The sequence below is a fragment of the Stenotrophomonas maltophilia group sp. SKK55 genome (genome assembly GCF_057179845.1).
In genome coordinates this window covers 732,499-746,494 of sequence record NZ_JBXUHP010000018.1, presented here as the reverse complement: position 1 = coordinate 746,494, position 13,996 = coordinate 732,499, and the positions used below count along the sequence as shown (strand labels likewise).

9 protein-coding genes are annotated in these 13,996 nt (G+C 62.2%); 6 read left to right on the top strand and 3 right to left on the bottom strand.

The window, feature by feature from the left end:
- Position 1: 1 nt before the first annotated feature.
- From AC2A1N_RS12450 to mobF, 6 genes are all read left to right on the top strand, one after another.
- On the top strand, positions 2-3,016 hold the full coding sequence (locus AC2A1N_RS12450; protein WP_049419279.1) for a TraM recognition domain-containing protein: 3,015 nt from the start codon (positions 2-4) through the stop codon (positions 3,014-3,016).
- An 85-nt stretch (positions 3,017-3,101) separates the two neighbouring features.
- Positions 3,102-3,632: a hypothetical protein gene (locus tag AC2A1N_RS12445; protein ID WP_049419277.1), complete on the top strand. Its 531-nt coding sequence runs from the start codon at positions 3,102-3,104 to the stop codon at positions 3,630-3,632.
- A gap of 270 nt (positions 3,633-3,902) precedes the next feature.
- On the top strand, positions 3,903-4,025 hold the full coding sequence (locus tag AC2A1N_RS12440; RefSeq protein WP_255313069.1) for a hypothetical protein: 123 nt from the start codon (positions 3,903-3,905) through the stop codon (positions 4,023-4,025).
- Positions 4,026-4,220: 195 nt separating this feature from the next.
- Entirely contained in the window at positions 4,221-5,240 is a 1,020-nt protein-coding gene (locus AC2A1N_RS12435; RefSeq protein ID WP_484372391.1) for an ankyrin repeat domain-containing protein, read from the top strand.
- Between the two features lie 151 nt (positions 5,241-5,391).
- Positions 5,392-7,128, top strand: a complete 1,737-nt coding sequence (locus AC2A1N_RS12430; RefSeq protein WP_229295684.1) for a type IV secretion system DNA-binding domain-containing protein — start codon at positions 5,392-5,394, stop codon at positions 7,126-7,128.
- Positions 7,129-7,190: 62 nt separating this feature from the next.
- Positions 7,191-10,241, top strand: a complete 3,051-nt coding sequence (mobF, locus tag AC2A1N_RS12425; protein WP_051383673.1) for a MobF family relaxase — start codon at positions 7,191-7,193, stop codon at positions 10,239-10,241.
- A gap of 172 nt (positions 10,242-10,413) precedes the next feature.
- On the opposite strand, the gene AC2A1N_RS12420 is transcribed toward mobF, so the two are convergent.
- The 3 genes from AC2A1N_RS12420 to AC2A1N_RS12410 all read right to left on the bottom strand — a co-directional run bounded on the left by AC2A1N_RS12420 (position 10,414) and on the right by AC2A1N_RS12410 (position 13,939).
- Positions 10,414-11,520, bottom strand: a complete 1,107-nt coding sequence (locus AC2A1N_RS12420) for a hypothetical protein (RefSeq protein WP_141097976.1) — start codon at positions 11,518-11,520, stop codon at positions 10,414-10,416.
- 115 nt (positions 11,521-11,635) lie between these two features.
- Entirely contained in the window at positions 11,636-12,115 is a 480-nt protein-coding gene (locus AC2A1N_RS12415) for a GIY-YIG nuclease family protein (protein ID WP_141097975.1), read from the bottom strand.
- Between the two features lie 132 nt (positions 12,116-12,247).
- A complete protein-coding gene (locus AC2A1N_RS12410; RefSeq protein ID WP_162272194.1) occupies positions 12,248-13,939 on the bottom strand; it encodes a YadA-like family protein in 1,692 nt (563 codons plus the stop codon).
- Positions 13,940-13,996: the final 57 nt, after the last annotated feature.

Sequence of the window (13,996 nt, the reverse complement as noted above, 5' to 3'; positions counted from 1 at the left end):
CATGTTGCTATCGCTGATGGATTGGACGGTCGGTATTGGCCGCAAGCTGTTCAAGAAGGACGATCAAGCGTCGAGCACGCTGGAGCAAATCATTCTGGACGGCAATGACCGCTACGAAAACTTGGTCGGGCGCTTTGACGTGAGCGACCGCGTGAAGAGCCGCGTGCTGGACGTTCCCCCAGAGGATGTAGATATGGCGGTCCAAGCGGGCGCGGTTTTCGACGAGAAAGAGATGGCACTGGTTGTGCCCGAAGAACTGGATCTGGACCAGTTCCATCCGTGGTGGCCGAAGGTTCCGGAGGATCTGCGCAACACCCAGGCCCGCATGATCATCACCAAGGAAGGACGTCGTGCCGAAGGCTTCGTGCTGGGGGACGACATGGCGCTGGGCGGCGACAGCACTGCAACCTCGCTGATGTATCTGGCCTTCCCGCTGATTGGTGCGGTTCAATACTTCTTGGGCTCGCTCATTGGCGCTTTTAGTTACGTGGTGCTGCTGGCTGCCATTCCTTACTTTGTTGCGTTGAAGCAAGCGGAAGGGATGAAGGAAGCCTTCAAGGGCCTGGCCCTGATGGTGCTGCCCGTGCTGATTGCAACCGCTTCGGCGGCGTTGTCGTCCGCGCTCCACGTGGACGCGGCCAGCATGGGGCAAGCAGCGGTTGACCCGATGAACACGGGAGCGGGGATGATGGCGGTCGCTGCGGGCTTTGCCAAAATGGCGGGCATCGTTCTTCTGATCTTGACCATTCCTGGCCTGCTGTTGTTTGCGGCCTTCCTGAGTGCGGCCTCGCATCCCCACCGGGGCGTGCTGGGGGGGACCGCCGAGCGCTTCATTCAGATGATGAAGTGGATGGTGGTGATCTTGGCCCTTGTTGGGATTGGCTCCCTTCTCCCGGACGGGATGGGCGTGGCCGTGGCGTTTGTGATCGCGGCCATGTATGCCTTGCAGTTCACGGAAGGCAACTTCGTTCAAACGGCCGCTCGCCTCTACCTGCAAAACCTGGACAACAACCTGGCGACCCAGGGTGCCCTGTCCAAGTCCCACGTGAAGGCCCGCGAGCAGCAGGCTGCCGAAGCGTTGCGCGACAAGACCCCGCTTTTGAAGGTGGGTCGAGCGTCTGGTCACCTGAACGACCGCGGCCATGGCTTTGCGCCGGACAAGGGCACGGTGATGATGCTGTCCTGGCGCGACCTGACCCAAGGCCTGATCGTCTACGGGCGTATCGGTTCGGGCAAGTCCTTCAGCGTGCTGCGGCCGTTGGCCCGTCGCTATCGCGAGTCCGCATTAGCCGTAGGACTGCGGAATGAACTGAAGGGGAGCGCCGCGGGCGAGACCGTTCTTGATGCGAAGCGCAGCGGGGGTGGAGCACTCATCCTCGACGCGAAGGACGGCGCGATCATCTCCGATCTGGGCAAGGACGCGTTTGATATCGTCGTGCGCGCAGGCATGTCGGTGGCCCCCTACGAGGGCCTGGAGCCGGATCAAATCACCAAGGCCCTTCGCGGCGCGACCGGCGGCAAGGTTGATGAGAAGTCCAAGCTCTGGAGCGATGGCGGCGACGCTTTCCTCTTCCACACCGGCATCATCCTGAAGGCCGCATGCGAGCACGAGCAGGCCTACCGAGACTTCTGCATCGCCAAGCTGGAAGGGTTGGAGCACGCCCGGTTGATGATGCTGCTGGAGCGGGAGGAGTTGGAGAAGCGTGGCTTGGGGTTGGAAGACCTGGAAGCGGCGCTGGCTCGCGTGGAAGAGCAAATGGGCACTTACGCGATTGTGGCGGAGGCTTCCCGGAACTGGTTCTACACCCCATTCCACCATGCCAAGCTGTTGGCGATGGTTGAGCAGGTGGTGCCGACGCCGCGTGGCGGGGAGATTGCCAGCGCTCGCGTGCTGGAGTTGGTGAACTGGTTGGGGTTGGAGCGCCCGGATACGTCTAGCACTGACGAAGAGCGGGAGGCCTATGCCGCCTACTCCCGGGACTACCACAACCGCTTGGCCACCCGGTCCGAGACCGTCCATCCCGACTTGCTGCGTCCCATGTCCCAGCTGCAAAGCTCGCTGGAATGGGCATTGCTGGGCGTTCCTGCAATGCATAAAGAGCAGCGCCAGTCCTTCACGTTGAACTCGCGGGGGCTCATCGAAAAACTGCTTCGGGGTGAAAAGCTCCGGACGGCAGATGACATCCCGTGGCATTCCGTCGAACGTGGGGAAGTGGACGTCTCTCAGGCGCTTTACGGGAAGTTCGTGGGCTTGTTCCTGCCCCCCACCCAGTTCGGCGAAGCGGGCGACATGATGCAGCGGTTGCTCAAGCAGCGTGTCATGAACGGCATTCGGGCACGCGGGGCGCACGGCGACAAGTGGCGCGAAATGCTGCCGGGCCAAACCGACGTGCTGCTGATGATGGACGAGGCGCATTTGCTGCTGACTTCGGACGACGTGCTGCTCTTCAGCACCTCCCGAAGCCTGGGGTTGATGCCGGTGATCGCGGTGCAGGGCCACGACAGCCTTATCAACACCTACGGGTCGGAGAACGAAGCCGATTTGCTGGCCAACACCATGCAATCGGTCATCGCGCTCAACCACTCGTTTGTCACACGCAACTACTTGATGAAGCGGCTGGGCAAGGCTCAGTTGACCACCTTCAAGGAGCCGACGCGTGGCATCGATTTCTCGGGTGGCTTGACCAACTTCCGCCACAGCGTTCTCAACGACCCGAACCACCCCTACGCAGCGGCCTACGAGCAAATGCTGATGCAGGGCGCAGGCCGCTTGAGCGCGCTTCGCGTGGATCCGGCGACGGGGCGCAAATGGCGCGTCGGGGCTGAAGACACGGTGGGCCAAGAGGAGCTGGCACGGGACATCGACATGCCCACAGGGGGCAAGCGGGAGGTCCTGCCGCTCTTCCTGGAAGAGGAATACCCGGCCCTGACCGCTGCACGCGGCAATGCGATTGTCTCGCTCTGCCGGGCAGGCGTGAGCCGCACGGACTTGGCCGAGATGATGCCCAACGACTGAGCCCAAAAAGGGCAAGGCAACCCTTGCCCTTTCCCAAAATCGATCAATGCTGACCTAACCACCCATTTCCTTGAAGGAGGACTTTATGAGCAATGCCCACCTCGATGCCTTGAACGACCTGCTGGGCGCTCGCGATAAACGGCGAGCCAAGCTGGCCGGAGAGCGTCCAAACGACCACCAACCGCAGAAGAAAGCAGCCTTCGACCAGTCGCTGGCGAAGGACCAGGCCGATATCCAGGAGAAGCAACAAGCCGTGTTGGACTGGGCCAAGCAAGCCAAGCCCGACGAGATCACCGACGCGCGTGAGCGGTTGCACGCACAGGTGCAGCAGCGCGCTGAAGACGCGCCCAAAGACAAGCACGCCCAAGTGGTGTTCAGCACCGTGGACGAATGGCGACAGAAGCGCCAGCAGAAGGACGGAGGGCAATCCTTGGGGGAAAACATCCCCATGCTGACTGCGGCCCAGCGGCAGCAAACCATGGGGCCTGGTAAGTTGGGCTACGCGCACTACGCCGCCAGCGCGAAGAAGGAAGCGGACTTCATGAAGCGCTATGAGGCGGGCTTCGACTGGGACAAGCACGAGGCCCAAGTCCAGAAGAACATCTACCGTCAATGACGGTCCATTCCCCGTGTCGCATCCAGGGCCCTTCGGGGCCCTTTTTGTTGGGCACGTTCCCTTGTTTGTGAGTGGATCGATCTACCCATAAAAGCAAACGGAAAAAGCGGCTCAAAGCAAGAAGCGGGGTGGGGGTTGATCATCTGGGGAAGAGAGAAAAAAAGGTTTGACTAAACATCAAAAGTGTCGATCAATCGAGATTTTTAGGGTTGCCAGTTTTATGGGATGTGTTTGACTGTAATCAGTCAAACACAACCGGGGGGGGCCCTTATGTATATTTTTGCCGATGCTTACGAGTTCGCCGTGGACAACGTGGGGAACCTGCTGATCACCTTGCTTTCGTTTTCGGTGGTGAGCTACGTGGCCGCCAACGTGGCAGGGTTGCTGGCTTGATGGCCTGGTTGAGGGGGGATTTGGAGCAGATGGATCTGCACACCGTTTCGCTTTTCCTACAAACCGGGGTTTTGGTTGGCGCGGCTTTCATCCTCAAGATCGCTTGCTGATTGCCAAAACCGAAAAAGACGGTATGCAAAGGGGATGGAACCCCAACACGACAACCCAGTAGGCAACCCAGGTGGGGGCGATTTCTTGAATCGTCCCCACGAGCCGTTGCTTCATCCCATTCTGCACCCCCTGACGCTGGCCCAGTTCTACGGGAAGCATCACGAGGCCGCCGCGGGCGCCGATGCGCGGGAAGTGTTGGACCTGGCCACGCGGTTTTGCCGAGACGCCCAGGTTTTCGGGGTGGACACCCAGACCGACGCGGGTTTTGACTGGGTGATGACCCCCAGCCGTTTCTCCAACCGCATTTTCCTGGAGCTGGGGCAGGGCGGCCACGCCGCGTTGCTTCAGGTCGATCCAGACCTGTCCGCTCACCCGCTCGACGCAGCCATCCATGCCGGCGTGCTGGGCCACAAACCCCTGGCTTCCGCTTACGCTGTGCTCCCGGCCGAGCAGCGGGATGGGCTGTTGAGAGAGCTGAGGGAATCCATCGACCAGGTCCAGTCGAACCGTTCCGCAGCGAAGCAGCTCCAGGCCCTCCGAGCCCTGCCTGAACTGCCGGTGCCGTCTCAGCCGCCTCTGGACATCGCCCAACTGCTCCGGCGGTTTGAGGTCCCCGATGCCCAAGCCCGGTTGGCGGCGGACCACGTCAAGGCAACCTATGGAGGAGCGCTGACCACGATGCATGGTAGCCAGGTGCTGGCAGCAGCCCATGCGCATGCCCCGCACTTGGGGCTATACGTAGCCCCTTGGCAGACGTGGCTTTGCGAGAACGCCACGATCGGGAACCTGAAGGGGGTGGAGGCCTGTTTGCGCATGCAGGCCGAGCCCAATGTGCCCGACGCCAACGGCGAGACGCCGCTACACCTCGCCGCGCGCCACGGCCACCCCGGCATCGTTCGTCGGTTGATTGAGGCCGGCGCGGACCCCGCCTTGGGGAACCCCCGCGGGGAAACTCCCCTACATGTGGCGGCCCAGCACAAACGCGCGCAGTGCTGCCTGGAGCTCATGGCTGCAGGCGCGGACCCTGGGCGGCTCGACAACGCCGGCCGCAAGCCGGGCGACGCTCACCGGGAGAAGGCACGTGAGCAAGTCCACGATTTATGACTGCTGGAGCTGGACGGTCCCGTCGAGCATCGAACCAAGTCGGGCCGTCCGCTATTGGCCCCAGGCCCTGCTGTCTGGGGCGTGTGTGGCTGGTCTGGTCTTCCCAGCAGCGCTTTGGTTGGGCTGGCAGGTGCCCAGCAGTCACACGCTCATGAACTTCAACCAGGCCCTCACTGGCAGCCTGGCAGCGCTGGGCAACCTTGCCACCGGCACGATCTCATTCCGAGAGCCTGCCGCCGCATTCTGGGAGGTGGCCAAGGAGCAGGCCACGTTTGGCACGTTGGCACGGGTCGGCGTCGCCGCTTGCTTGGCCGGGTGGGCGTCGGCTTGGGTGACGCGGCGGGGGCTCATCCCGCGATCAAATACTTGGCATGTGTCCGGCGCTCAACTGCTACAGGGGAAAGATGCCTTGACTGAGGCCCGTCGCCGTTCGCTCACGAAGAAAGAGCAGGAAGACGAGCTGCATGCCTTGTCGCTGCATCCCGACTGGACCGTCAGCAAAAAGCTGCTGGCCCGTCACCTCTTCATCTACGGAAGCGTGGGCTCGGGAAAATCAGTCATCTTGAAGCACCTGCTGGAACAGGTTGTTCGGCTCGACAAAAAGGCATTCATCTACGACATCAAGGGCGACTTCACTTCGATCTTTGAACGGCCAGCGATTGTCTGTCCGTTCGACAAGCGAAGCTGGATCTGGGACGTGGGCCGTGACGTGGCGACGCAAACCCAGGCTGCCGCGTTCTCCCAATCCATCATCCCCCCGGAGGAGGGCAGCGGCGCATTCTGGGCGTCTGCGGCGCAAGCCTTGCTGGAAGGGTGCGTGCGCGAACTCCAGGCCACGAAGGGCAAGAACTGGGGGTGGGCAGAGTTGGCCGCGTTGGTTGCCCGCCCCGCTGAACTGATGGCTAAAGCACTGTCGCTCTACTACCCCCGAGCCGCCGCTCTCATTTCCAATCCCGATTCGAACACCACCAGCAGCTGCATCGCCGTGCTCGCCAACGGCACCGCGGTTATTGAGCGCCTAGCCTTGGCATGGCCCGAGCGCACGCCCGGGCAGATGTTCTCCATGCTGGACTGGATCAAGGACGACTACACGGGATGCAAGCAGGTCATTGTTCAATCAGGTCCTGATGAGGTGCTAACCAAGGCCTACATCTCCGCCATGATCAACTGCGCGGTGCCGGAAATCATCGGCCCCTCGCTGCCAGATGACGAAACCGGGCGATTCCTGGGGTTCTTCTTCGATGAGCTTACCTCCACCGGCAAGCTCAACATCGAGCCGTTGCTTGCCTTGGGACGCTCAAAAGGCGTGGTGGCCTGCATGGCCGTGCAGGATTGGTCACAGGTCGAGAGGATCTATGGGGACAAGACCGCGCAAGCCTTTTCAGGGTTGGTTGGCACACACATTATTTGCCAGCTCCAAGTTGGCGAGACCCGGGAAAAAGTCTCCCGGAACCTGGGCAAGCGCACCGTGGCTTGGCGGACCCACGACGAAAAAGCAACCGTCCACGAGGAGTCGAAAGCCGTTGTTCCGCCAGGGCGCCTCACGGACGATCTGGGCTTCCGCAAAGGGAAGGCATACGGCCCCGAGCGCTGGGGCATCCGAGCCATCGTCCAGACGACCGGGGATCCGCTCTTGTTGGACTGGCCGGGGGTCAGTTATCCGAAGGTTCGGGAGGGGCAGAAGCGGGCACGGTGGACGAAGCAGGGCGCTCGCCCGGTGGAGCAAAAGCCCATGCCACCGAGCGACGCGCAGAGCGCAGCCGAGGTCCAGCGGGTCTTGAAGATGACCGCAGACCAAGCCGCCGCAGAGCTGGAGAAGCGGGGTGCCACTCCGCCGAAACTTCGCGCCGTTTCTGACGACGAGCTGGAAGCCATCTTCCGCAAGTAGTGGGGTTGTGGAGTCGCTGGGTTTTGGTAGATCTGGAGGGATAACCAGGACCTGGAGGACTCATGATCAACGCCACACTGCTGAAGCGAAACGCCGGGGGGACCAAGGGTGGTTCCGCGTCGATTTACTACCTCTTGGCCCAGGAAAAGCTCTCTGAAGAAGCCGAGCAGGCAAGCATGGCCGTTGGCTACTACAGCCGCTCCGCGCCGAGCAAAGAGGCGCAATCGAAGTTCTACGGCGGCTTGGCCCAGCACCTGGGTCTGGCAGGCGTCCGCGCCACGGAAGAGCTGATGATTCCGCTGACGGATGGATTTGACCCCAAGACCGGGCGAGCGCTATGCCACGGAGCCGGGGATCGCGGCCAAGTCAAAGTCCGCTTTGATAAGACCGGCAAGGCCCCGTTGCGCGACAAAGACGGCAAGGTGGTCACGTATCTTGCCGGCGGGCATCGCATCGGTTTTGACCTGACAATCAGCGCGCCGCTGGATATCAGCGTGGCGTTTGCACTGGCGTCCGATCCGGCAGAACAAGAAGCCATCCATGCCGCGCACCGCAACGCGGTCCAGCGGGCGATGGAAGCCTTTGAAGCCATGTCCGAAACCCGGCGCAACAGGGCCGGGAAAGATGTCATTGGGGTGGATGGGTTGATCTGGAGCAGCCATCACCACTACGCCTCCCGAGCCAATGAGGCGACCGGCGAGATGGGCCCGAACCTCCACACCCACAACCTGCTCTACAACCTTTCCTTGGGCAACGACGGCGAAGAGGCCAGCCTCTCTGCTGAAGAAATCTACCGCTACCGCAAAGCGATGGATGAGGTCTACAAGACCGAGCTCTATCAAGGCATGAAAGCGCTGGGCTATGGGGTAGACCGCATCCGTGAACTGGACGACGACGGCCAGGAAACCGGGCGCGTCTACGCGCGGATCGCGGGCCTGGACGAGGAGGTGACGGATCGCTACGGCAACCGCCGCAAGGAAATCCTGGCCTACGCGGCCAAGCACAACGTGTCTAATCAGCAGGCCACGTTGGCCACGCGCAAAGACAAGGACGAGCCGCCTTACCAGGAGCTCATCGCACACTGGCAGGACACGCTGAAAGGCTTCGACGTATCCACGGAAAGCCTGAAGCAGGCCAAGGGCAACGCGCACGAAATGCAGCAAAAATCCCCGGCAGAACTGCTGGAGCGGCTCCACGAGACGGACGCCATTTTCTGCGACCACAACCTCTTGGAGGTCCTGGGCCAAGAATACGCCGGCAGCGTCACCGTGGCAGAGCTCTACAGCTTGGTTGAAGCGTTTAAGAAGGAGCACGGCCTGGTGCTGGTCAACCCCACGCGCCTGCACGACGACGACAAGGGCGATTCGCTGGCAAGGCGGCATACCCAGGAGCGCTACTGCGCCACGTGGATGCTCCAGATCGAGCAGGAGGTGGTGGCCTTCGCGATTGAGCGAGCCAAGGAAACCCATCACCACGTGCCCCAGGCCGACGTGGACCGGGTGGTGGAAGACTACGAGAAGGCCAAGGGCTTTCAGCTCTCAAAGGAGCAGCGCCACGCGCTGGACCACATCACCCAGGGCAGCGGGGGCGTGGTCAACCTTTCCGGGCTCGCCGGAACCGGTAAAACGACGATCAGTGAGTGTTTTCGGGCAGCTTACGAAAGCCAAGGATTTGAGCTGCTGGGCGTCTGCGTTTCCAACGCCGCGGCCGAGAAGCTGGAGGCGGAAAGCGGCATGTCCAGCGTGAGCATGGCGCAGATGCTCCATGACCTGGACAAAGGAAAGATGCAGTTCCGCAAGACGGACGTCATCGTGGTGGATGAGGCAGGCATGGTCGATGCGCGCAACACCCACAAGCTTTTCAGCTACGCCGCCAAGGCGGGGGCGAAGGTCATCATGCAGGGGGACGTGGAGCAGCTTCAGCCCATCGGGGCTGGTTCCGGCTTTCAGTTGACCAAGCAAGCGGTGGGCGACGCCAAACTCACGGAGATCCGACGCCAGGGCAAACAGGGAGACCGAGACACCGCTCTGTCGTTCTACGCCACCGACGAGCACGGCCAGGTCATCGACTTGAAGAAGGCCAGCCGTTCACGGTCGCAGACCCTCGACAAGGGCAACGAAATAAAGGCCCGGTTGCTCGACACCATCCGCGAAACGGCCACGGAGAAGGAAGCTCGCGAGCGGCTGCTACACGAATACTTCGAAGACCCGGCGCCGATGAGCGAGAAGCTGGTAATCGCCCATACCCGAGCCGACGTGGCCGCGCTCAACGCCGGCATCCGGGCTGGGTTGAAAGAACGGGGAGAGCTGGGCCAGGACGAAGTGGTGATCGAGGCCCGGGACAAGGGGCGCAAGTTCGACCTGGCGTTGTCCAAGGGCGATCAGATCGTCTTCACCGCGAAGAACAAGGATCTGGGGGTCATCAATGGCACCCAGGCCGTGGTGGACAACATCAAGCCCTCAAGGGCGGGCGGCTACGACATCAGCGTGTCCATTCGCTCGGAGACCAAGGGCGACGGGCGGCGGCTGACGTTCAACAGTTTTGAGATGAAGAGTTTTCAGCATTCCTACGCAGGGACAGTGCATAAGAGCCAAGGCCAGGGCAAGCGGGAGGTCTACCACCTGGCGAACCTGGGCATGCTCGACGCCCACAGCGCCCTGGTGGCCTTTACCCGTCTCACGAAGGGTTCCTACCGCATGTATGCGACGTCCGATGACGTGGAGCGGTTGAACGAGCGGCTCGGGTTGGAGCGCTTGAAGGAGACCGTGCTGGACGCTGGCTTGGTCAAGGACACCAAAGCCGCGCAGCGCAGCGGGGCCAAGGTGACGTTGGACGACTTGCTGAAAAAGCAGGTCGGGGAAGTAGAGCAGAAGGCATCCAACCGCCCGGGGCAGCAGCGCAGCGGCGCGGAGGTCAAGTTGGATGCCCTGCTGAAGGAGCACCAGGAGCAGAAGCAAGCGAAGCTGGCCGTGGCGAAGATGAGCGAATCCGAGCGCAAGGCCCGCCAACTGCTGGAGGTGTTCGAGCTGGCACGAGGACAGAAGGCCAAGCCCGTGTTGCCGGTCGCACAGCCCGTCCAGCGCGAGCGGGTGCGCCAGGGCATGGATCGGTGAGTAACGCAGGGTTGCGGCGGAAGCCGCAGCCCATGGCTTTTCCCTCTCAAGACGCTTTTCAGGCGCGGCCCTCTGGCCGCGTTCTTTTCAAGAGCCGGCGGCTACTCGCCGCCGCAGTCTGAAAGAGGAAAGGCGGGTGGGCGTCGGCTTCCGCCGGGCCCCTGCTCCCGTATCAAGCTCGGTTCTTCACGATTCGGTGGTTATGAAGCGGGCGGATAAAGTTGGCAGGTGACGACTTGTCCAAAGGTTGCGCCCTGACTTGGTAGAGGCCGCTTTCGCACTTGCGAAGGAGGTCTGCCTCGTCAGTGACTTCAACCGTTCCATCCTTTGTATTCCCTTGCTTTGCCAGGCGGAAAGCCACGCGTCCCGTGTCTTTGTTCTTCATCATGACAGGAACGACCTTCTTCCCATCTCCGCGGACCAGGTGGAAGGTCTGGGCAAAGCGGTCATTGGTGGTGCTGGTCATCGGAATGCTGTCCTTGGCGACTGGGGCCTGGGTTGGAGTGCTTGATGCAGTGGGGCGTGGGGGCTTTGTAACGGCAACGGTCGGTGCGATTGCAGATGGCACCACAGGGGCTGAGCCAAGGGCCTTAAGAGCCAGCTGCAGCTTTCGCCCTGACGCGGATCCCATGTCCCCGCCCAGCCAGTGCTTGAACTCACCGTTGGCGGGGCTCGGGTGCGCAGCGAAGACCCAGGTCCGGCCCTGCGCAGTGAATGCCACCTCGTTGATGTTCCGGTAGTCGGAGAACCGGTCTGCCATCAGGGCCTTGACCCCTTTGATGTAGGCATCCGTGGTTCCCAGCATCACCACCTTTTCGACGCTGGCAGGCAGCGGGCTCAAGTGCTGCTCCACACAGGAGCGCATGACCTGCCGGGTGAACGTCGCCGAAGCCGCCTTGGGCATGATGGTGCCGCTGGTGGTCAGCTTGCCGTCGATGTCCAGCGAGAGGCCGCAGCGAATCAGCGACGCGGCACCCAGCCAACGGCTTGACGCCGAGAGGGCTTGATCGACTGTCTCCGTTCCCAGGTCGATGCCCAGCGCATCCAGAACCTGGCGTAGGCGAGGGCGCATGCCGGCGAAGGCAACCCCGTCGAAGTTGCCTGACTGAGAGGCGGAAATCTGAGTGGCGCCCTTGGAGAATCCCAGCACAAGAACCGTGGGCTCGCTGGTGCCCCAGTAGCCTGGATTGGCGCGTAGATGCCATGGCCCCTCAACGCGCAAATCGCTGTTGGAAGCGTGGCAGTTTCGGCAAGCCTGCCATCCGTGTTGCAGTGTCATTGAAGCCCCTGTTGTTTGTGAGGGCAACATATTTAGGACACGTTCCGTAGGCGCGCAACAGATTTCTTTAGGCAGTTTGTAGGCGATACGAGCGATTCCTATTTGAGCCCTCGCTTCACCGACCAATCCCAAAGGCCAGCAGCACCAGCAGCAGGACACCGGGGTAGACGAAACACCACTTGAACACCGTCCACCCAATCCCGCTGCTCCCCATGCTCCCACCCCCAGCCGGTGTTGGCGCAGCACCAGGCCACGTATAGCCCGCAGCCAATGACTTCATGTGCCCCGTGGTGCGGCGACGCGGATTGCGGATGATGAGGCCCGGCGGCTTGCTATAGATTCGCCAGCCATGCTGAAAGGCCTTGTAGCGCCACGCGTATTCGTGAGCCTCCGCATTGGCCTGGGTGCCCGTCATGCTCGACAGCGGCACGAACGAGAATCGGCGCCCCTGCCAGCCCCCACGAGCGCTGCGGTGCTGCTGCTCGCGTTGGTTTAAGTCGACGGTCTGCCCCACGTAGCAGCACCCGTTGTCAAAGAACAAGCCGTAGAGATGCCGTGGGCGGGACAGGTATTTCTGATTGCGTTTCCAGTTCAAAGGTCCTCCCAAGATGGGTATACCTACATACCCATAAAAGAAAGATCCGATTCGTCAAGGCTCGCCACGAACAAAGGCCCCGAAGGGCCCTTGCCGAGATACGATCACCTCCGTTTTCCACCACGCAATCGTTTAACGCCCCAGGTTGATGCTGATCCCAAGCCCGGCTACCGGCTTGTTGCCAGAGCCGAAGGACAGGCCCGCCGAGACGCTGACCTTTTCAGACACCCGAGCACCCCAGCCCACGGCCATTGCAGCACTGCCTCCCGAGAATCCCACGCCCACGTTCAGGTTCACCAGGCCAACGGCCGTGCCCCCGTTCTGCGCCGCAGCGGTGGCCATCTGGCTCATCGCGCCGAGTTGCGCGCCCAAGCCGTTGATGCGGCGATCCTGGTGCCGCAGGCGGCGGTCCGTATCGACCCAGCGGTCATCCCACACCTGCTGCATTTCGTAGACCTGCCCACCGTTCACAGCATCCGTGGACCCGCGTTCGATGCGCCCCGGAGCCACGCTGGTCACGCGCTGATTGCCCGCGTTGACGCCCGAAGTGGTCACCGAAGCGCCGCCCTGAACCGTCACGCCGTGGGCGTTGACCGTGGTCTGGCCGACCTGGACCGAGCCCGCGTCAGACAGTTGAACGTTGTCGCTGACCGCCACGGTTTGGGTGCCATCCGCGCTCTCGGTGACTTCGATGTTCTTGCCCGCCTTTACAGTCGAGCCCGTGCCGTTGCCGGCGGTTCCATCCACCCCATCGTTGCCGGCAGGCCCTTGTTCCCCTGGCTCCCCTTTCAGGCTTGCCAGCCAAACTTGTTCATTGCCTTGGAAGCCGTTGGCCAACGCCACCTCGTAAGCGCTCAACCCATCTGCGCCACGCGGGCCTGGCGTGCCCGAGCCACCGCCTGGATTCTGCTCTTGGACAGTCAAGCGACCATCAAGATCATCCATAGCGGCCTCGACAGTGTTGTAGGTGGCTCCACTACGGAACTGAAAGATGGGCGCGACAAAGTTGCCGTTGACGAACGTGGCACCGCCGCCCAGCGCTTGGGCCGCCTGACGGACCTGTCCAAGGTTTGCGACGTCGGTGTCCGAGGTGCCGGCGCGGACGTTGGTGATTCGGCGGGTGCTCTGGCCTCCGTCCTCAGAAGTGGATCCCACGCTGACTTCGTCGCTGGCCCAGCATCGGCTATGGGAGCCCAGGGCGACGCAATCTTGCGCTCGTGCTTCTGCCCCGGCGCCCAGTGCGACAGACTGGCGCGCGTCGGCGACCGTGGAGGAGCCAATGGCGACTGCATGATCCGCGTTGGCTTCTGCCAAGGTGCCCTGAGCCAACGACGAGTTGCCTCGCGACCGGCTGAAGTAGCCCAGCGACAACGAGAGGTCCCCGCTGGCTTGTGACTGGACACCAGCCGCCAAGGAATGGACGCCGGTAGCCGCGGATTGCGCTCCTAGGGCCATGGCCGCTTCGCCCCCGGCGTAGCTCAGCGTGCCTACCGCAACGGCGTTCACCGCCGTGGCATTCGCGGCTTGGCCCATCGCAATGGAGTTCGCGCCGGACGCTTGGGCATTCGTGCCCGACGCCACTGCGTTGTCTGCGGAGGCGTTGGCTTGAACACCGGTGGCGACGGCCCCGTTCCCGGAGGCATTGGCATAGGCCCCCGTTGCAGTGGCATTCGGGGCTAAGGCTTGGGCGTATTCCCCGGTCGCCGTCGAGTTGGGGTCCGAAGCCGTGGCCCCGGTCCCCGTGGCGGTTTGAGCAAACGATGGTGAGGAAAACAACGCGGCCCCCATCAAAGCCGTCAAAATCGAAATGCGAAGCGAAGCCATGAAAACCCTCCGAGTATGGATTGATACTTCATCCATAGCAGGCGATTTCATTTCCGC

Coding starts and splice junctions, on each gene's coding strand:
- AC2A1N_RS12440 (WP_255313069.1), top strand. CDS start 3,903: ATGTATATTTTTGCCGATGCTTACGAGTTCGCCGTGGACAACGTGGGG.
- AC2A1N_RS12450 (WP_049419279.1), top strand. CDS start 2: ATGTTGCTATCGCTGATGGATTGGACGGTCGGTATTGGCCGCAAGCTG.
- AC2A1N_RS12430 (WP_229295684.1), top strand. CDS start 5,392: ATGAACTTCAACCAGGCCCTCACTGGCAGCCTGGCAGCGCTGGGCAAC.
- AC2A1N_RS12445 (WP_049419277.1), top strand. CDS start 3,102: ATGAGCAATGCCCACCTCGATGCCTTGAACGACCTGCTGGGCGCTCGC.
- AC2A1N_RS12420 (WP_141097976.1), bottom strand. CDS start 11,520: ATGACACTGCAACACGGATGGCAGGCTTGCCGAAACTGCCACGCTTCC.
- mobF (WP_051383673.1), top strand. CDS start 7,191: ATGATCAACGCCACACTGCTGAAGCGAAACGCCGGGGGGACCAAGGGT.
- AC2A1N_RS12410 (WP_162272194.1), bottom strand. CDS start 13,939: ATGGCTTCGCTTCGCATTTCGATTTTGACGGCTTTGATGGGGGCCGCG.